Below are 18,029 nucleotides of genomic sequence, written 5' to 3' on the forward strand. Positions count from 1 at the left end.
CTCAGGCGGGCCGGCTCGCCACCACCAACTTGGGCCCGAAGCGCTGCAGCACCTCGCCGCGCTGGTTCTTGGTCTCGCAGCGCATCTGCACCATGGCGCGACCGGGCTTGGAGCGCGAAGGGATGATCTCCACCACCTCGCCCTCGACGTGCAGCACGTCGTCGGGACGGGTCGGTTGCGGCCACTGGATCTCGCCGCCGGACCCGATCACGCCGTCGGCCAGCGGCAGGCCGCTTTCCACCAGCAGCTTCATCGTGAGCGCCGCCGTGTGCCAGCCGCTCGCGGCCAGGCCGCGAAAGAAGGTCGACTGCGCCGCCTCGGGATCGGTGTGGAAGGGCTGCGGGTCGAACTGCCGCGCGAAGGCGATGATCTGCGCCGCATCGAGCGCGTGCTCGCCGCTGGTGAAGCGGTCACCGACCGAGAGGTCGTCGAGATAGAGTTTTTTCGACATCGGAGTCTCCTGGGAAATCTGGTGCGGCGATCTTGTCATGCCACCCCTCAGACCCGTTCGAGCACCGTGGCGATGCCCTGCCCGCCGCCGATGCACTGGGTCGACAGCGCATAGCGCCCGTTCTCGCGCACCAGCAGCGCAGCGGCCTTGCCCGTGATGCGCGCGCCGGTCGCGCCCAGCGGATGGCCGATGGCCAGGCCGCCGCCGTCGAGGTTGACCGTGGCCGGGTCGAGCCCGAGGTCGCGGATGCAGGCCAGCGCCTGCGAGGAGAAGGCCTCGTTGATCTCGACCACGTCGAGGTCGGCGACCGTGAGGCCGGCCCGCGCCAATGCCTTGCGCGTGGCCGGGATCGGGCCGATGCCCATCACGGCCGGATCGACGCCAACCGAGGCGAAGGAACGGATGCGCGCCATCGGCTTCAGGCCGTGCTTCTCGGCAAAGGCATCGCTGGTGACCAGCACCACGGCTGCGCCGTCGGTCAGCGGCGACGAGGTGCCGGCCGTGACCGAACCGTCGGGCCGGAAAGCCAGCTTGAGCCCGGCCAGCGCCTCGGCCGAGGTGCCGGGCCGGATGCAGCCGTCGGCATCGACGACATCGCCGTTGGCCAGGCGCACCGCCACGATCTCGTCGGCCAGCCGGCCTTCGGCGCGCGCGGCGGCGGCCTTGCGGTGCGATTCGACCGCCAGCGCCTCCTGGTCGGCGCGGCTCACGTTCCAGCGCGTGGCCACGTTCTCGGCCGTCTCGCCCATCGAGATGTAGGCCTGCGTGTTCGCCAGCAACTCCGGGCTGGGCGAGAAATTGAAGCCGCCCTGCGGCACCATGGTCATCGACTCGACGCCCACGCAGAGGAAGGCCTCGCCCATGCCGGCCTCGATCTGCGCGGCCGCGATGTGCACCGCCTGCATCGAGGAACCGCAGAAGCGGTTGACCGTCATGCCGCCCACTTCCAGCGGCAGGCCCGCGAGCAGGCCGACGATGCGCGCCAGGTTGTTGCCCTGCGAGGCCTCGGGATAGGCGCAGCCGAGGATCACGTCCTCGATCAGCGCCGGGTCGAGGTCGGTGCGCGCCAGCAGGCCGCTCACGGCCTGCGCGGCCAGCGTGTCGGGGCGGACCTCGGCCAGCGCGCCCTTGCGCGCGAAGTGGAAGGGGGTGCGCGCATAGGCGGCGATGACGGCTTTCATGTTGCTTCCTTTCGATGTCTAACTACCAACCGATCGGTAGTTTTTCGGGGCTGAAAAAAGGCACGCAGAGGCGTGCCAGGGGCAATCGGATGTCTCAGGTCGGCAGCATGGCCTTGAGCTGGTCGACGACCAGGTCGAAATCTTCGGGCCGGCCGCTCATGCGGGCCGACAGCAGCGCGCCCTGGCTGGTCGCGAACACGCAGGCGGCCAGTGCGCCGGCCGACACCGGCTTCGCGGCGCCGTGCACCAGCGCGCCGAGCACGCCGGTGAGCCACATGAGCTGGGTGTCGCGCAGCTCGCGCACGGTCTGGCGCAACTCGTCCTCGATGCAGTCCCAACCCGGCGCCAGTGCCCCGGCAGGACAGACCGCCGAGCCGGCCTGCAGGCCATTGCGGTACATGAGGAAGTAGGCGTCCAGCGCCTCGGCCGGCGCCCGCGGCCTGGCGGCCCAGGCCTTGAAGGACTGGTTCGATTCGCGCATCACCTCGATGCCCAGCGCTTCCTTGCTCGGGAAGTGGTGGTAGAGGCTGGCCTTGCGGATGCCGATCTCGTCGGCCACGTCCTGGAAGCTGAAGCCCAGGTAGGAGCGCGTGCGGATCAGCCGGCGCGCCACGCGCACGATCTGCTCGCGGGTGGAGGGGGCGGGAGCGGCAAGGGCATCGGCGGACATGCGCCTACTATAAGGTAGGCTGGCGGGGCATGCCAGCCCGCCCCGCCCGATGACCCTGTCGCTCAGTCGGCCTTGATGCCGGCCGCCTTGATGGCCCGGCCGTTGCTCTCGTACTCGGCCGCGATGGACTTGGCGAAGTCGGCCGCGGCCCCGCCGGTCGGCACGTTGTCGGTCGCGACCAGCTTGGCGCGCAGTTCCGGCGTGGCCAGCGCCTTGTTGATCTCGGCGTTGTAGCGCGCGGCCAGCGCCTGCGGCAAGCCGGCCGGCGCGAACACGCCGAACAGCGAGGACAGGTTGGCCGCCGGGTAGCCCAGCTCGGCCAGCGTCGGCACCTCGGGCAGACTCTCGAGCCGCGCCGGCGCACCCACGGCCAGCGGCCGCAGCTTGCCGGCCTTGATGTACTGCGACAGCGCGCCGCCCGCGTTGGTCGACAGCACCTCGAACTGCCCGCTGATCGCATCGTTCATCTGCTGGCCGCCGCCCTTGTAGGGCACGTGCGTGACCTCGATGCGCGCGCCGGCGTGCAGCTGCTCCAGCATGATGTGGCCCAGCGAGGCCTGGCCCGAGGTGGCCCAGCGGATCGCGCCGGGCTTCGCTTTCGCCTCGGCCAGCAGGCCGGCGAAGTCCTTGCTCGTGCTGGCCGAGGTGGCCATCAGCAGCACCGGCGAATACATCACGCTGGCGATCGGCTGGATGTCCTTCAGCGGATCGAAGGGCGACTTGCCCAGGTGCGGGTTGAGCACCAGCGGGCTGATCGCCGAGAAGCCCAGCGTGGCGCCGTCGGGCGCGGCCTTGGCCACCGCGTCCATGCCGATGCTGCCGCTGGCGCCGGCCTTGTTGTCGATCACCACCGGGATGTTCATCTGGGCCGCGAGCCGGTCGGCCAGCGCGCGCGCCACGGTGTCGCTCACGCCGCCGGCGGGGTACGCCACGATGATGCGCAAGGTCTTGGGCAGGGTCTGCGCGGAGGCGGCCGCGCCGCCGAGCGTGCCGGCGGCAGCCAGAGCCAGGGCGGACAGGGCCAGCGCGGCGCGCCGCGAAATTCGGGAATCCATTCGATCGTTCTCGTTGAAGGTTGTGGGGGACTCAGTCCAATTGCAATTTGCGTTCCCGGATCAGCTTGGCCCATTTCTCGTTGTCGGCCTTCACGAAGGCAGAGAACGCCGTCGGGCCCAGCGAATGCACTTCCGCACCCGCGACCGCGAACTTGGCCTGGATGTCGGGCTGCGCCAGCACCTTGGCCAGCTCGTTCGACAGCCGGTCGACCACGTCCTTGGGCATGCCCGCCGGCCCGACCAGGCCCTGGAAGCCCACCGACTCCATGCCGGCCAGGCCCAGCTCGGCCACCGTGGGCACGTCGGGCAGTTGCGGATCGCGCTTCGGGCCGGTCACGGCCAGCGCCTTGAGCTTGCCGCCCTTGACCTGCGGCAGCAGCACGCTGCCGGCGTCGATCAGGATCTGCGTCTGCCCGCCGATCAGGTCCTGCACCGCCGGGGCGCTGCCCTTGTACGGCACGTGCGTCATGTCCAGCCCGGTGACCTGGTTCATGAGTTCGCCGTTGAGATGGGTCGAGGTGCCGGCGCCGCCCGAGGCGAAGTTGACCTTGCCCGGCTGCCCCTTGGCCCAGGCCACGAAGGCCTTGAGGTCCTTGGCCGGATGGTCGTTGCGCGTGACGGCGATATAGCTGCCCTGGCTGATCTGGCCGATGTAGGTGAACTGCTTCACCGGGTCGTAGGGCGGCTTGGACTGCAGGTAGGGCGCGATGGCAAAGGGACCGGTGTTGGCCAGCAGCAGCGTGTAGCCGTCGGGCGCCTGGCGGGTCAGTTCGGTCGCAGCGATCATGCCGCTGGCGCCGGGCTTGTAGTCGACCACCATCTGCTGCTTGAGCGCCTCCTGCATCGGCACCTGCACCGTGCGGGCCGCGAAGTCGATGCCGCCGCCGGGCGGGTAGCCGACGATCAGGCGGATCGGCTTGGTGCTCGGGTAGCCCTGCGCCGAGGCCAGGCCCGCGGCGGCGGCGAGCGCGAGGGCGGTCCAGAAGTTCTTGCGAGCGGTCATGGTGATGCGGTCTCCGTGTTGTTGTGTTCCGGCGCCGATTCTGCCGCCTGCCGGGCGAGGCTCAGCGCATTGCCGACCGCCGCGCCGCCGGCCGTGTTGTCGAGCACGCACCAGCATTCGGCTCCCTCGGCCTGCGCCTGGCGCAGCCGTTGCGCGACGCTGGCCAGCAGGGCCTCGTCGTAGGCCGACCAGTAGACCCGCGGCGTGCCGTGCATGCGCACATAGACCAGGCCGGGCCAGCCGCCGGGCGCGGTGGCTCCGTCGTGCAGCACCGGGTCGGCCAGCACCCGGCCGACCTCGAAGCGCGCCAGCAGCGCATCGGCCTCGGGCGTGAACCAGCTCGCATGGCGCGGCTCGAGCGCGAGTCGGCCCGCGTGGCGCTCGCGCACATCCGCGAGAAAGCGCTGGACGACATCGGCATCGAAAGCCAGCCGCGGCGCGAGCTGCACCAGCAGGCAACCCAGCCGGTCGCCCAGGCCCGCGACCTGCGCGAGGAACGCGTCGAAGGGCTGCATCGCATCGACCAGCTGGCGCTCGTGCGTGACGGTCTTGGGCAGTTTGACAGCGAAGCGGAAGTGCGCGGGCGTGCTGGCCGCCCAGCGCGCATAGGTCTCCAGGCGGTGCGGCCGGTAGAACGACGTGTCGATCTCCACCGCGTCGAAGCGCTGCGCATAGCGAGCGAGATGCGAGCCCTCCGCCGGGAAGTTCGGCCACTGCGCGCGCGGCAGGCTCCAGCCGGCACAGCCGAAGCGCAGCGGAGGCAGGCCAGGGTTCGTCATCCGCGGGGATGGTGCTGCGCGTGCAGCTGCTTGAGCCGCTCGCGCGCCACGTGGGTGTAGATGGTCGTCGTCGAGATGTCCGCATGGCCGAGCAGCAGCTGCACCGCGCGCAGGTCGGCGCCGTGGTTGAGCAGGTGCGTCGCGAAGGCATGGCGCAGCGTGTGCGGCGACAGCGGCGAGCGGATGCCCGCGGCCTCGGCCTGCTTCTTCACGATGATCCAGAACATCACGCGCGTCATGCCCGCGCCGCGCGCGGTCACGAACAGGTCGGGCGTCTGCTGGCCGGCCAGGATTTCCGGGCGGGCCTCGTCCATGTAGCGCTCGATCCAGCGGCGCGCCTCGCCGCCGAAGGGCACGAGACGCTCCTTGTCGCCCTTGCCCGTCACGCGCAGCACGCCGTCGTTGAGGCTCAGCTCGATCACCTTGATCGCCACCAGCTCGCTCACGCGCAGGCCGCTTGCGTACATCAGCTCGAGCATCGCGCGGTCGCGCAGGCCCAGCGGCGTGTTCACGTCGGGCGCGTTGAGGAGGTCGTCGACCTGCTGTTCCGACAGCAGCTTGATCGCGCGCGGCGCCTGGCGCGCGGGCGCGAGCCGCAGCGTCGGGTCGGCCGTGATGCGGTTCTCGCGCAGGGCCCAGCGGTAGTAGCGCTTGAACACCGTGAGCCGCCGGTTGGCCGAGGTCGCCTTGCCGGTCCGGCCTTCGCGCCCGCCGTTCACCAGGCGCTCGCCCATGTAGGCCTGCAGGTCGCCCTCGGCCGCGCGATCGAGCGCGGTGGCGCGCTCGGCGTGCAGCCAGTGGGCGAACAGCGCGAGGTCCTGGCGGTAGGCCGCCAGCGTGTTCTTCGACAGGCCGTCCTCCAGCCACAGGGCGTCGACGAAGTCATCGATCTCCGGAACGGAAGCGGGGGCGGCAGGCGTTTTCACAGGGCGGGGCATGGCCCGCAAGATAGCAAACAAAAAGCCGCCCGAAGGCGGCTTTCGAGGCGAAGGCGCGGCGGCCTACTCGAGCGTGAGCTTCTGCTTGACCACGACCTGCTTGTAGACCTCGAACTCGGCCTTGATCTGGGCCGCGAACTGCTCGGGCGTGTTGGCCACGATGATCGAGTCGGTGTCCTCGATGCGCTTGCGCACCGCCGGGTCGGCCAGCGCCTTGCGCGTGCCTTCGCTGATCTTGTCGACCACTTCCTTCGGCAGGCCCTTGGGGCCCAGGATGCCGTAGTAGGCCATGCGGTTGACCGGCTCCAGCCCGACTTCCTTGAAGGTCGGCACGTTGGGCAGCGCGGCCACGCGGTTGGGCGCGCTCACCACGATCGGGATCAGCCGGCCGGCCTTGATGAAGGGCAGCGCCGAGGGCAGGTTGTCGAAGATGATCGGCACCTGGCCGGCCACCGTGTCGTTGAGCGCCGGGCCCGCCCCGCGGTACGGGATGTGCGTGACGAAGGTGTTGGTCAGGCTCTTGTACAGCTCCATCAGCAGGTGGCCGATGCCGCCCGTGCCCGAGGACGAGTACGAGTACTTGCCCGGATTCTTCTTGAGCTCGGCCACGAACTCGGCGTAGTTCTTGGCCGGGAAGTTCGGGTTGACCGCGATGATGTTCGGCGTGGCCGCGATGTTGATGATCGGCGTGAAGTCGTTGATCGGGTCGTAGGGCGTCTTGGGGTTGATCGCCGGGTTGGCGGCCGTGCTCGACACCGTGGCGATGCCCAGCTTGTAGCCGTCGGGTGCCGCGCGCGCGGTCTCGGAAGCGCCCACCACGCCGCCGCCGCCGGCCTTGTTGATCACGATCACGCTCTGCCCCAGCGTCCGGCCCAGCGGATCGGCGATCACGCGGGCGACGATGTCGGTGGTGCCGCCCGGTGCGAAGGGCACCTGAAGCTCGATGGCCCTGTTCGGATAACCCTGGGCCAGCGCCGGCCCGGCGATGGCGACCATTGCCGCTGCACCTGCGAGAGCGCTCCATTGACGACGTTGCATCAGCAAACTCCTTGTGAAAGTCGTGAAAACGAAAACGGCCATGCTAGCGGCTCGCACCCCATCGCGGTGCCCAGGATTACCCATGGAATGCACGGTTTATCCTCGACCGGTGAACTACGCGCAGCTCCTTTTCCCCGACTTCTCCCTGATCGCCTGCGGCTGGCTGCTGTGTCGCTACACCGCCCTCGACCGCCGCGTGTGGGACCAGGTAGAGAGCCTGGTCTATTACTTCCTGTTCCCGGTGCTGCTGTTCCATTCGATCGTGCGCAGCCCGATCGACTTCGGCGAGACCTCGCACCTGCTGGCCGCGGGCCTGGGCGTCTGCGCGAGCGGTGTCGCGCTGGCCTATGTGCTGCCCTACCTGCCCGGCATCGGCCCGCACATCGACCGGCGCGAACATGCGGGCAGCGTGCAGGTCGCGTTCCGCTTCAACTCCTTCATCTGCCTGGCGCTGGCCGACCGCCTCGGCGGCGCGCAGGGCCTGCTGATGATCGCGGTGCTGATCGGCGTGGGCGTGCCGCTGATGAACGTGGCGGCGGTCTGGCCGATGGCGCGCCATGCGCAGACCGGCTTCCTGCGCCAGCTGCTGCGCAACCCGCTGATCGTCGCGACCGCCACCGGCCTGGTGGTCAACCTGCTCGGGCTCGGCGTGCCGACCTGGATGGAGCCCACGCTGAGCCGCATCGGCGCCGCGTCGCTGGCGCTGGGCCTGATGGCGGCCGGCGCCGGCATGCAGTTCGCGACGCTGGCGCGCGCCAAGGTGCTCGCAGTGTCGCTGCTGTCGATCCGCCACCTGCTGCTGCCGCTGATCGGCTGGGGCCTGGCGCTGGCCTTGCGGCTGGACCCGGTGCAGGCCAGCGTGCTCATGACCTTTGCCGCCGTGCCCACGGCTTCGAGCGCTTACGTGCTCGCCGCGCGCATGGGCTACAACGGGCCGTACGTGGCCGGCCTGGTCACGCTGTCCACCTTGCTGGGCGTGGCGAGCCTGCCCTTCGCGCTCGCACTGCTGCACTGACAGACAAGCGGCCGGGGCGCCATCCCCCATTTGGTGGACTGTTCAAATGAATACCAAAGATTTAGCATTCCTGGCCTGAACGCGCACGGTGCTGTCGCGCGGTCCGTTCGGCAAAGGAGCTTTCACATGGGCTTCGGACTCGACCTCTTCGACAACGCGCAATTGCGGCTCGCGAGCGGGCTGCTGCTGTTGCTGGCCCTCGGTGGATGGGGCTGGCGCTGGATCGCGATGCGGCGTTCGGCGCGGCGGCGCATCGAGGCCGCGCGGGTGCGCGCGGGCCACCTGCCCAACGAAATCCCCACGGTGCGCGACGGCCTGGGCCGCCCACAGAGCGCCGCCCCCGACACCCTTCCCGAGTGGTTCATCCAGGGCAAGGGCGGGCACGCGGTGGTCGACGAGCGGCCGCGCATCCATCTGCGCTACCGCGACCCGCAGGGGCACAAGGCCGAATGCACGCTGCAGATCGAACAGGTCGACCTGCGACGGCGCTTCATCGTGGGCCACGGCGACCTGCCCGGCCAGGCGCGTGTGGTGCCGCTGCATGCGATCCAGAGCGCCCGCATGGCGACCACCGGCCAGCGCTTCAATGTCGACTTCTGGTTCGATGCGGTGAAGGTGGCGCGTCGGCGGCGCGGCGACAGCTAGGACGCATTCACGCCGCCCCGCCATCCCAACGCCGGTGCGACGCGCAGCGACAGGTCGCTCAGGATCTGCGCGTACTCCTCGCCGCTGAAGTTGTAGGGCAGCTCCACGCGCAGCTCGTCCACCTGCGGCAGCACCGGGTCGCGGTGCAGGCGCTCCAGGATCTCGTCCGACGTGCCCACCAGGTCGGCCGCGAACAACGTGCGCCGCTCGCCCTGCGGCGCCAGCGTGCGCTCCACACGCCCGGCCGCGAAGGCGCGGTAGCGCCAGCGGGTGGCGGCATCGGCACCGTCGAGCGGCACGATCACGCGGCCCAGCGCCACCCGGCCCTTGCGCTCGCCGGTCTCGCTGGCGCGGTAGCGCGCGACCAGGCCGCCTTGCGCGGTGAGGAAGTCGTCGGTGGTCTCGCCCGTCAGCACGTTGCCCTGCAGCAGGTTGAAGCCGTTGCGCCCCGCCCACTCGGCCGAGCGCAGCGAGCCGCCGCCGTACCAGAGCCGGTCGATCAGCCCCGGCGCATGCGGCTGCACCTGCGGCCGCACGCGCCCGCCGGCCGACTCCACGAAGGTCTGGGCGTCGCCGAGCAGCGTGTCTTCGAGGTTGGCCTTGAAGCGGCCCACGCGCTTGTGGCTGAAGTCGACTGTGTTCGGCGGCGCGTCGTAGAAACGCTGGCCCAGCAGCGCGCCATGCGGCGGCGCGCCCGCGCTCAGGCCCACCTGCAGCCGGCCGCGCGACAGGATGTCGACCGTGGCCATGTCCTCGGCCAGGCGGAAGGGATTCTCGTAGCCCATCTGGATCACGGCCACGCCCAGTTCGATGCGGCGGGTGCGCTGCGTGGCGGCGGCGAGGAAGGTCGCGGCCGAGGACACGCCGCGCTCCAGGTGCCGCTGCCGCACCCAGGCGCCGTCGAAGCCCAGCCGCTCGCCGAGCTCGAACAGGCCCAGCGCGGTCTCCAGGCCCGCCAGCGGGTCGGCCTCGGCATAGTTGCCGGGCGTGAGGAAGGCCAGGTGCCGGATGCTCACGGCGCGAATTTCGGCAGGCCGGGCGGGTTGGTCTCCGACTTCGGCAGCGCCTCTTCCGCGAGGCTCCAGCGCGCCAGCGTCTTCGCGTAGCTTCCGTTGCGGATCAGCTGGTTGGTGGCCGCGGTCAGCGCCACGGCCAGGCCGCTGCCCTTGCGCGTGGCGATCGCCACGTCGGACTTCAACGGCCAGCCCGCGTTGACCGTGCCGACCAGCCGGATCTGGCCGTTCTTCGCGGCCTCGTAGGCCTGCGGCGCGTTGGGGTTGAAGTTGGCCTCCACCCGCTGCGTGACCACCGCCAGCGTGCGCGTCACATCGTCATCGTAGTACTGGATGATGGCGGGCTTGAGGCCGGCCGCGGCGTTCTGCCGGTTCCACTCGAGCAGGATGCGCTCCTGGTTGGTGCCCGCGCCGGTCGTGAGCTTCAGGCCCGCGATGTCCTTCGGTTCCTTGATGCTCTGGATGGCGCTGTCGGCCTTGACGTAGAAGCCGTGCAGGCCCAGCCGGTAGGTCGAGAAATCGAACTTCTCCTTGCGCTGCTCGGTCACGCCCACGTTGGAGATCACCGCGTCGTACTTGCCCGAACTCAGGCCCAGCGGCCAGTCGGCCCAGGCGATGGGCAGCAGCTCGAGTTTCAGGCCCAGGGTGTCGGCCACGAGCAGCGCGAAGTCGGCGTCGAAGCCCACCACGGTCCGGGCGTCGGTGGCATAGGTCGAGATGGGCGGCGCGAAGGGCGCGATGGCGACGGTCAGCACGCCTGGCTTCACGAACTTGAAGTCGGCCGGGATCGCCTTCACGGCCTCGGCGTCCTTGGCCGTGCGCAGTCGACCCGGCTGCTCGGGACTGAAGTCGAACTTGTCGGCGGCCTGCGCCGCGCCGGTGATCAGCGCAAGCGCCACGAGGCCGCGGGCGAACCACGCCACGGGAGTGCTCCGGAGGAATGCCATGGTCATCAGTTCTTCGGCAGGCCGGGCGGGTTGGTGCGCGAGGTCTGGATGGCTTCCGACTCCAGGCTCCAGCGCGACAGCGTCCTGGCATAGTTGCCGTTCCTGATCTGCGTGTTCAGCGCCAGCGTCACCGCCTCGGCGATGCCCGAGCCCTTGCGCGAGGTGACGGCGATCTCGGCGTTCAGCGGCCAGCCGCCGGAGAACACGCCGGCCAGCCGGGTCTTGCCGTCGCGCGCCTCGTAGGCCGCGATGGCGTTCGGCCCCACGTAGATGTCGGCGCGGCCCGACTGGATTGCCAGGCGCTGCACCACATCGTCGTCGTAGTACTGGAGCTCGATGGGCTTGAGCCCGGCCGCCACGTTCTGCTTGTTCCAGCGCAGGATGATCTGCTCCTGGTTGGTGCTGGCCTGCACGATGGTGCGCAGGCCCGCGATGTCCTTGGGTTCCTTGATCGCGCCCAGCTTGCTGTCGGACTTCACGTAGATGCCGATCTGGTCGTTGCGGTAGGTCGAGAAGTCGAACTTCTCCTTGCGCTCCTCGGTCACGGTCACGTTGGACACCACCAGGTCGAACTTGCCCGACTGCAGGCCCAGCGGCCAGTCGCCCCAGGTGGTGGACACCAGCTCCAGCCGGCGTCCCAGGCTGTCGGCCACCAGTTGCGCGATGTCGGGCGCGTTGCCCACGGGCGTCCTGGTGTCGGTGGCATAGGCCGCGAAAGGCAGGCGGCCGGTGGTGGTGCCGACGACGAGCACGCCCTCCTTCTGGAACTTGAAGTCCCTGGCCAGGGCCACCGCCTCCTCGTTCTTCTGCGCGCGCGGGCGGCCCGCCTGCTCGGGGCTCAGGTCGGGTGCGGTCTGGGCGGCGGCGGCCAGCGGCAGCAGCAGCGCCGCCAGCAGAACGGACAGGATGTTTCGTCGAGGGGTCATGGGTGCGATGCAGTGAAGAAGGAAAAGAAAAGGATCAGAGAACCTTGGCCAGGAACTCGGCCGTGCGCGGATGCTTCGGCGCGTTGAACACCTGCTCGGGCGTGCCGGTCTCGAGGATGCGGCCGCGCTCCATGAAGACGATGGTGCCGGCCACCTCGCGCGCGAAGCCGATCTCGTGCGTGACGATGAGCAGCGTGGTGCCCGAGCGCGCCAGCTCCTTGATGACGGCCAGCACCTCGCCCACCAGCTCGGGGTCGAGCGCCGAGGTGGGCTCGTCGAACAGCAGCACCTTGGGCTTGAGCGCCAGCGCGCGCGCGATGGCCACCCGCTGCTGCTGGCCGCCGGAGAGCTGGCGCGGGTAGGCATGCGTCTTGTCGGCCAGGCCCACGCGCCGCAGCAGCTCGGAGGCCAGCGCCTCGGCGTCGGGGCGCGACAGGCCGCGCACCGAGACCGGCGCCTCGACGATGTTCTCCAGCACCGTGAGGTGCGGGAACAGGTTGAAGTTCTGGAACACCATGCCCACGTCGACCCGGCGCCTGAGGATCTCCTTCTCGTGCAGCTCGTAGAGCGTGTCGGCATCGCGGCGGTAGCCGATCAGCTCGCCGTCGATGGCGATGAAGCCGTCGTCCACGCGCTCCAGGTGGTTGATGGCGCGCAGCAGCGTCGACTTGCCCGAGCCCGACTGGCCGAGGATCACCGTCACGCTGCCCTGCCCCACCGTGAGCGTCACGTCGTCGAGCACCTGGAGCGCGCCGAAGCGCTTCGAGACGCCGTGGATCGTGACCTCGCCGCCCTGCGTGAGCGGATCGGTCCAGCGCGGCAGCTGCGCGGGTGCCGCGGCGGGCGGCGCCGCGGGCTCGCTCGCCGCCGCCTTCGAAGGCCACAGCCCGCGCAGCACACCGCCGAGCCACGAGCGCGGCGGGTTGCGCAAGGCACCGCGCGAGAAATGCCGCTCCACATAGTGCTGCACCACCGACAGCGCCGTGAGGATCACCAGGTACCAAACGGTCGCCACCATCAGCAGCGGGATCACTTCCAGGTTGCGCCGGTAGATGATCTGGATCGTGTAGAACAGCTCGGGCAGCGCCAGGATGTAGAGGTTGGACGTGCCCTTGGCCAGCCCGATGATGTCGTTGAAGGCCGTGGGCAGGATGGTGCGCATCGCCTGCGGCAGCACGATGCGAAACGACTGCCGGCTGCGCGACAGGCCCAGCGCCGCCGCGGCCTCGAGCTGGCCCTGTTCCACCGACAGGATGCCGCCGCGCACGATCTCCGACGCGAAGGCCGCCTGGTTCAGCGTGAGGCCCAGCAGCGCCGCCACGAAAGGGCTGATCAGCTGCGTGGTCGGGTACGAGAAGAAGGTGACATCGGTGCCCGGAATGCCCAGCGTCACCGTCTCGTAGAGATAGCCGAGGTTGTTGATGATCAGCAGCAGCACGATCACCGGGATCGAGCGGAAGATCCAGGTGAACACCCACGACAGCTTCGACAGCAGCGGCGAGCGCGACACGCGGGCCAGCGCCAGCCCGGTGCCGAAGAAGAAGCCGAGCACCGCGCCCAGCGCCGTCAGCAGCAGCGTGCGGCCCAGGCCCTCGAGCACCGGCTCGGCGAAGAACCATTGCGCGAACACGCCCCAGCCCCAGCGCGGGTTGGTCAGGGTCGAATACAGCACCACCGCGATGACCGCCGCCGCGAACACCGTGCCCACGGTGCGCGCCGGGTAGCGGGCCGGCACGATGCGGAAGTGCGAGTAGTCGCCTTTTTCCGGCGCGGCGGGTGCGGCACGCGGCGCTGGCGGCACGCGCGCCGGTGCGGCCTCGCCGTCGAGGACGGTGGTGTTCATCGCTGCACCGCCTCGGCCTGCTGCGGCGCGATCCGGGCCGACGGGCGCGCCACCTGCAGCTGTTTCTCGAAGGGCAGCTTGCGCGGCGTTTCCGGGTCCTCGGGCGGATCGAACAGCGCGGTGTAGCCGTGGCCCAGGTACAGGCCCACGGCCTCCGGCTGTCGAAAGCCGGTGGTCAGGTAGATGCGCTCATAACCCTGGCGCCGCACCTGCGCCTCCAGTTCGAGCAGCACCTTGCTCGCCAGGCCCTGGCGCCGCAGCGCGCTGTGGGTCCACATGCGCTTGAGCTCGGCGGTGCGTTCGTCGTGGCGCATGAACGCGCCGCCGCCCACCGCCACGCCATCGCGCAGCAGCAGCACGAAGTTGCCATGGGGCGGCGCGAACAGATGCGCCGGGTAGCGCTCCATCTCGCGCGGCTCGCCGGGCTCGCGCAGCACGTCGCCGTAGCGGCTGTCGTACTCGAAGGCCAGCTCGTCGAGCAGCGGCTGTGCGCGCGGATCGAGCGGCGTGGTGTAGACGAAGGCTTCGTGCATCAGGCGGCCCTCCGTGCCGGCGCCGTCGGAATCGCGGGGTCCGCGGCCGCATGGCGGCTCGCCTTGCGCGGCAGGCCCAGGTGGTCGCGCAGCGTCTGCCCGGGCAGCGTGCGGCTGTAGCGCCCGCGCGCCTCCAGCACCGGCAGCACGAATTCGATGAAGTCGTCCAGGCCCTGGCCCAGCACCGCAAAACCCAGGATGAAGCCATCGGCCGCGCCCTCGTCCACCCAGCGGATGATCTCGTCGGCGATGCGTTCGCCGGTGCCCACGAACTGGGTGCGCGGCGTCGCCACTTCGAGTGCCACTTCGCGCAGCGTCAGGCCCTTGCCCCTGGCGTTGGCCTTGATGCGGTCGGTGGTCGAGCGGAAGCTGTTGCGGCCGAGCTCGCCGAGTTCGGGAAAGGCCTCGTCGAGCGCGTACTGGCCGAAGTCGTGGTGGTCGAAGAAGCGGCCCAGGTAGGCCAGTGCCTCCTCGATGGTCAGCAGTTCGCGGATCCGCCGGTACTTGGCCTCGGCCTCTTCCTCGGTGGCCGCGACCACCGGGCCGATGCCGGGGAAGATCTTCACGTCGCCGGCCTGGCGGCCTTGCGCCACCGCGCTGGCCTTGACCTGGCGCAGGAAGCCGCGCGTCTCGTCGAGCGAGGGCGAATGGGTGAACACCGCGTCGGCGTACTTGCCGGCCAGGCCGATGCCCGCGTCGGAGGAGCCGGCCTGGAAGATCACCGGCTGGCCCTGCGGCGAGCGCTGGATGTTGAGCGGCCCCGCCACCTCGAAGAAACGCCCCTTGTGGTCGAGCGTGTGCAGCTTGTCGCGGTCGAAGAACTGGCCGCTCTGGCGATTGCGCACGAAGGCATCGTCGTCCCAGCTGTCCCACAGGCCCTGCGCCACGGCCAGGTATTCGTCGGCGATCTCGTAGCGCAAGGCATGTTCGGGGTGCGCGCGGCTGTAGTTCTTCGCGCTGCCTTCCAGCGGCGTGGTCACCACGTTCCAGCCCGCGCGGCCGCCGCTGATGAGGTCGAGCGAGGCGAACTGACGCGCCACGGTGAACGGGTCGCTGTACGAGCTGGACACCGTGCCGGCCAGGCCGATCTTCGAGGTCGTCACGGCCAGCGCCGAGAGGATCGAGATTGGCTCGAAGCGGTTGAGGAAGTGCGGGATCGACTTCTCGTTGATGTAGAGCCCGTCGGCCACGAAGGCGAAGGCGATGCCGGCTGCCTCGGCCTTGCGCGCCGTGCCGATGAAGAAGTCGAGGTTGACGCTGGCGTCGGCCGGCCCGCCCGGATGCTTCCAGGAATTCATGTGGCTGCCCGCGCCTTGCAGCATGACGCCGAAGGGAATGTTGCTCATGGCGAACTTTCCTTTTGTCTCGTGTATGGGGGTACGGCTCAGGCCGGCACGCGGTCGCGCGCCGCGGCCAGCAGTTCGATCGACGCGTGGCGCGCCGCGAAGTCCGCGACCGGGATGTCGATGACGAACTCCTCGATGCCGTGCTGCTCGCTCAACGCATCGAGCGCATCGCGCACTTCTTCGCCGGTGCCTGCGATGACGTGGGGGCGCCGCTCTTCGGTGCGGTAGTCGGCCACGCCGGCCTGGCGCGCGAACTCGGCGGCGGCCTCGAGGCTGGGCAGGTTGACCGTCTGGCCGGTGGACAGGTACACGCGGAAGCTGCGCAATGCACCGACCGCTGCCGCGGCCTGCGCGTGCGTCGGCGCGGCAAAGGCGAAGAGCGCGAGCCACGGGGCGCGGCCGGTCTCGGCGCGGTAGGCCGCGATCGACTGCGCGAGGTTCACCGGGTCGCCGTTGAAGTGCCCCGCATAGACGAACTGCCAGCCCAGGCGCGCGGCCAGCACCGCGCTGTCGGGGCTGCCGCCCAGCAGCACGCGTTGCGGCGGCTGCGGGGGCTCGGGCCGGGCGAGCGCGCCGGCCAGCGCGTGGTCGGGCGCGACACCGTCGTACAGGAAGGCATCGAGCTCGGCCAGGCGAAGCGCGAAGTCTTCCTTCTTCCTGAGCGGATCGTGCAGCCATTGCAGCGCCTTGCTGGTCAGGGGCAGGCCGCCCGGTGCCTTGCCGATGCCCAGGTCCACGCGGCCCGGCGCCAGCGAGGCCAGCACGCGGAAGGTCTCGGCCACCTTGAAGGGGCTGTAGTGCTGCAGCATCACGCCGCCGGTGCCGACGCGGATGCGCGAAGTCCTGGCCAGCACATGCGCGGCCAGCACCTCGGGCGCCGAGCCTGCATAGCTGCTGTTGCCGTGGTGCTCGGCCAGCCAGTAGCGCCGGTAGCCCAGCCGCTCCGCGCTTTGCGCCAGCGCCACGGTGTGCTGGAAAGCCTGCGCGGCTTCGGCGCCTTCAGGGATCAGGCTCTTGTCAAGCAGGGACAGCGAATAGGACACGGTGTGCGGCGAAAGACGCCCCGGAGAGAATTGCTGCGAATTCTCTGGGGCCTTGCGCGCACCGCTTGCGCTGAATTCCTCTATCGATAGTTGCGGATTGCAGGGTCGAGGCCTGCGGGGGACCGGATCAGAAGCGGGCCTTGAGGAAGGCGCTCGGCCCTTGCAGCTTCACGCGCAGCCGCGTGTCGATGGTGTCGTCGCGCTTCAGGTCGATGTCGGTCACGCCGTACGACAGCACCAGGCCGACGTTCTTGATCGGGAACCACTCGACGCCCACGGCCGCGTTGTAGATGCTGCCGTGCACCTTGCCGCCGTTCTTCCAGACGCCCGAGGCATCGGCGAACAGGCGGAAGTCGGGCGTGAGCGCATGCCGCACGCCGACCTCCAGCAGCGGCGCGATCGCGTCCTCGCTCTGGCTGGTGCTGAAGGCCGCGGTCGTGCCGTTGACCGTGGCATTGGCGCGCGCGTCGAGCCCGACCCGGTAGTACGCGGCACCGGCACCGAGGCCGACCACCGTGTTGCCCGAACCGATCCACCACTTGTAGGCCAGCTTGGCGAACTCGATCTTGGTGTCGAGCGTGGCATCGGCCGACGCCGCGACCTGGTTTGGCCCCACCGTGAAGTTGCCGCCGACGCTCTGCGAGTAGCTGCGCGAATAGCGGTAGTAGTCGAAGGACAGGCCCTGGCTGTCGAACAGCAGCAGGTCGGCCGAGATCCGCGGCATGGTCACGGCATCGCGCTTGACGTCGCCGGAATCGAGCCGGCCGTAGGGCGTGTCGAAGCGCGCGCCAAAAGTCGGCTCGGCATGAAAGGCGCCCACCGACAGGCTGAAGCGATCGAGTGCGGGCGAGACCTGGGCGGCGGCCGGTGTGGCGGCGAACCAGGCGGTGCCGAGCAACACGGCCAGCGTACAGAGACGACCGATGGGCATCGAGGATGGCGGGGACGACAGGGACAGGGGCATGACGGCGTGAGCTTTCTCTGGGGGTCGTCAGGGTCTGCGGAATTCGCATCCCTGTGCATGGTGGAGGTATTCCCTGGGGAGATGTCGATCCTCGGGCCGCCAGGCTGTCGACCGCATGCGCGCATGCCGATGCGACGTGTAGGACTTTCACGACGATGACGCGGGACCCGCGCGCACGCTGCCCCTACGAAGCGCATGCATACCGCGCGCTGTGCGCCGAGGGTCGGGGATAATCACGCCGCTTCCGCAGATCACAGGTCAGCCACGCTTCCCAAGCCAGCCTGTCGCAGCGACCGCCCGCGCCTGCCGCGCCCGTTCCTGAACAACGACCATGACCGCTTCGACCCTGTCCCGCGTCCACCTCGCCTCGCGCATCGCCGCGGGCATGCTGGGCGGCTACGCCTTCACCTGGGGCTTCATCGCCCTGCTGATCGGCCTGCTGTTCGCCGCGAAGATGGAATTCCATGACGCCGAAGCGCTGGGCTACATCCTCGGCTTCATCGTCTTCCTGGGGGTGTTCCTCTGGGCCTTCAGCGCGCGCAGCCTGGCCCGCGTGTGGCTGGTGCTGGCCGGCGGCGGCGCCCTCATGACCGGCGCGGCCTGGCTCGTGCAGCGCGCCCTGCTCTAAGGACATCCCAC

Annotated in this window: 19 protein-coding genes; 3 read left to right on the forward strand and 16 right to left on the reverse strand. The window is 69.8% G+C overall.

Translation table 11 applies throughout. From position 1 onward, the window contains the following. Position 1 precedes the first annotated feature (1 nt). The 8 genes from K0H49_RS02500 to K0H49_RS02535 form a co-directional block, all read right to left on the reverse strand. A complete protein-coding gene (locus K0H49_RS02500) occupies positions 2–451 on the reverse strand; it encodes a MaoC family dehydratase (protein ID WP_219209568.1) in 450 nt (149 codons plus the stop codon). Positions 452–498: 47 nt separating this feature from the next. Beyond that, complete coding sequence (locus K0H49_RS02505; protein ID WP_219209569.1) at positions 499–1,632, reverse strand: thiolase family protein; 1,134 nt, start codon at positions 1,630–1,632, stop codon at positions 499–501. Between the two features lie 94 nt (positions 1,633–1,726). Beyond that, entirely contained in the window at positions 1,727–2,302 is a 576-nt protein-coding gene (locus K0H49_RS02510; RefSeq protein ID WP_219209570.1) for a TetR/AcrR family transcriptional regulator, read from the reverse strand. A 62-nt stretch (positions 2,303–2,364) separates the two neighbouring features. Next, positions 2,365–3,357, reverse strand: coding sequence for a Bug family tripartite tricarboxylate transporter substrate binding protein (locus tag K0H49_RS02515; protein ID WP_219209571.1), 993 nt, complete (start codon positions 3,355–3,357; stop codon positions 2,365–2,367). Positions 3,358–3,388: 31 nt separating this feature from the next. Further along, positions 3,389–4,360, reverse strand: a complete 972-nt coding sequence (locus K0H49_RS02520) for a Bug family tripartite tricarboxylate transporter substrate binding protein (RefSeq protein WP_219209572.1) — start codon at positions 4,358–4,360, stop codon at positions 3,389–3,391. Further along, the gene (locus K0H49_RS02525; RefSeq protein ID WP_219209573.1) at positions 4,357–5,139 is read right to left on the reverse strand and encodes a DUF72 domain-containing protein; all 783 of its coding nucleotides are present in this window, start codon (positions 5,137–5,139) and stop codon (positions 4,357–4,359) included. Before K0H49_RS02525 ends, K0H49_RS02520 begins: the two co-directional genes overlap by 4 nt. Further along, positions 5,136–6,077, reverse strand: a complete 942-nt coding sequence (xerD, locus tag K0H49_RS02530) for a site-specific tyrosine recombinase XerD (RefSeq protein WP_219209574.1) — start codon at positions 6,075–6,077, stop codon at positions 5,136–5,138. The genes K0H49_RS02525 and xerD overlap by 4 nt, the downstream gene beginning before the upstream one ends. Before the next feature lie 63 nt (positions 6,078–6,140). Continuing rightward, positions 6,141–7,115, reverse strand: a complete 975-nt coding sequence (locus tag K0H49_RS02535; RefSeq protein ID WP_219209575.1) for a tripartite tricarboxylate transporter substrate binding protein BugE — start codon at positions 7,113–7,115, stop codon at positions 6,141–6,143. A gap of 82 nt (positions 7,116–7,197) precedes the next feature. Here K0H49_RS02535 and K0H49_RS02540 point away from each other — a divergent pair, with 82 nt between their 5' ends. Then, a complete protein-coding gene (locus tag K0H49_RS02540) occupies positions 7,198–8,130 on the forward strand; it encodes an AEC family transporter (RefSeq protein WP_219209576.1) in 933 nt (310 codons plus the stop codon). A 126-nt stretch (positions 8,131–8,256) separates the two neighbouring features. Then, positions 8,257–8,775 carry a hypothetical protein gene (locus K0H49_RS02545; protein ID WP_219209577.1) on the forward strand — a complete coding sequence of 173 codons (519 nt, stop codon included), beginning with the start codon at positions 8,257–8,259 and terminating at the stop codon, positions 8,773–8,775. Here K0H49_RS02545 and K0H49_RS02550 read toward each other — a convergent pair. The 8 genes from K0H49_RS02550 to K0H49_RS02585 all read right to left on the reverse strand — a co-directional run bounded on the left by K0H49_RS02550 (position 8,772) and on the right by K0H49_RS02585 (position 17,357). Further along, positions 8,772–9,800, reverse strand: a complete 1,029-nt coding sequence (locus tag K0H49_RS02550) for an LLM class flavin-dependent oxidoreductase (protein ID WP_219212975.1) — start codon at positions 9,798–9,800, stop codon at positions 8,772–8,774. The genes K0H49_RS02545 and K0H49_RS02550 overlap by 4 nt on opposite strands. Continuing rightward, positions 9,788–10,735, reverse strand: a complete 948-nt coding sequence (locus tag K0H49_RS02555; protein WP_219209578.1) for an ABC transporter substrate-binding protein — start codon at positions 10,733–10,735, stop codon at positions 9,788–9,790. Before K0H49_RS02555 ends, K0H49_RS02550 begins: the two co-directional genes overlap by 13 nt. 5 nt (positions 10,736–10,740) lie before the next feature. Continuing rightward, positions 10,741–11,661: an ABC transporter substrate-binding protein gene (locus tag K0H49_RS02560; RefSeq protein ID WP_219209579.1), complete on the reverse strand. Its 921-nt coding sequence runs from the start codon at positions 11,659–11,661 to the stop codon at positions 10,741–10,743. A 34-nt stretch (positions 11,662–11,695) separates the two neighbouring features. Continuing rightward, the gene (locus tag K0H49_RS30885; protein ID WP_219209580.1) at positions 11,696–13,504 is read right to left on the reverse strand and encodes an amino acid ABC transporter permease/ATP-binding protein; all 1,809 of its coding nucleotides are present in this window, start codon (positions 13,502–13,504) and stop codon (positions 11,696–11,698) included. After that, positions 13,501–14,037 carry a GNAT family N-acetyltransferase gene (locus tag K0H49_RS02570; RefSeq protein ID WP_219209581.1) on the reverse strand — a complete coding sequence of 179 codons (537 nt, stop codon included), beginning with the start codon at positions 14,035–14,037 and terminating at the stop codon, positions 13,501–13,503. Before K0H49_RS02570 ends, K0H49_RS30885 begins: the two co-directional genes overlap by 4 nt. Continuing rightward, the gene (locus tag K0H49_RS02575; RefSeq protein ID WP_219209582.1) at positions 14,037–15,383 is read right to left on the reverse strand and encodes an LLM class flavin-dependent oxidoreductase; all 1,347 of its coding nucleotides are present in this window, start codon (positions 15,381–15,383) and stop codon (positions 14,037–14,039) included. Before K0H49_RS02575 ends, K0H49_RS02570 begins: the two co-directional genes overlap by 1 nt. Positions 15,384–15,421: 38 nt before the next feature. Continuing rightward, positions 15,422–16,426, reverse strand: coding sequence for an MsnO8 family LLM class oxidoreductase (locus K0H49_RS02580; RefSeq protein ID WP_219209583.1), 1,005 nt, complete (start codon positions 16,424–16,426; stop codon positions 15,422–15,424). Between the two features lie 127 nt (positions 16,427–16,553). Continuing rightward, positions 16,554–17,357: a hypothetical protein gene (locus K0H49_RS02585; protein WP_219209584.1), complete on the reverse strand. Its 804-nt coding sequence runs from the start codon at positions 17,355–17,357 to the stop codon at positions 16,554–16,556. A 364-nt stretch (positions 17,358–17,721) separates the two neighbouring features. On the opposite strand from K0H49_RS02585, the gene K0H49_RS02590 reads away from it, so the two are divergent. Then, complete coding sequence (locus tag K0H49_RS02590; protein WP_219209585.1) at positions 17,722–18,018, forward strand: iron uptake protein; 297 nt, start codon at positions 17,722–17,724, stop codon at positions 18,016–18,018. Positions 18,019–18,029: the final 11 nt, after the last annotated feature.

The sequence above is a fragment of the Variovorax boronicumulans genome, from assembly GCF_019352895.1.
GTDB lineage: Bacteria > Pseudomonadota > Gammaproteobacteria > Burkholderiales > Burkholderiaceae_C > Variovorax > Variovorax boronicumulans_A.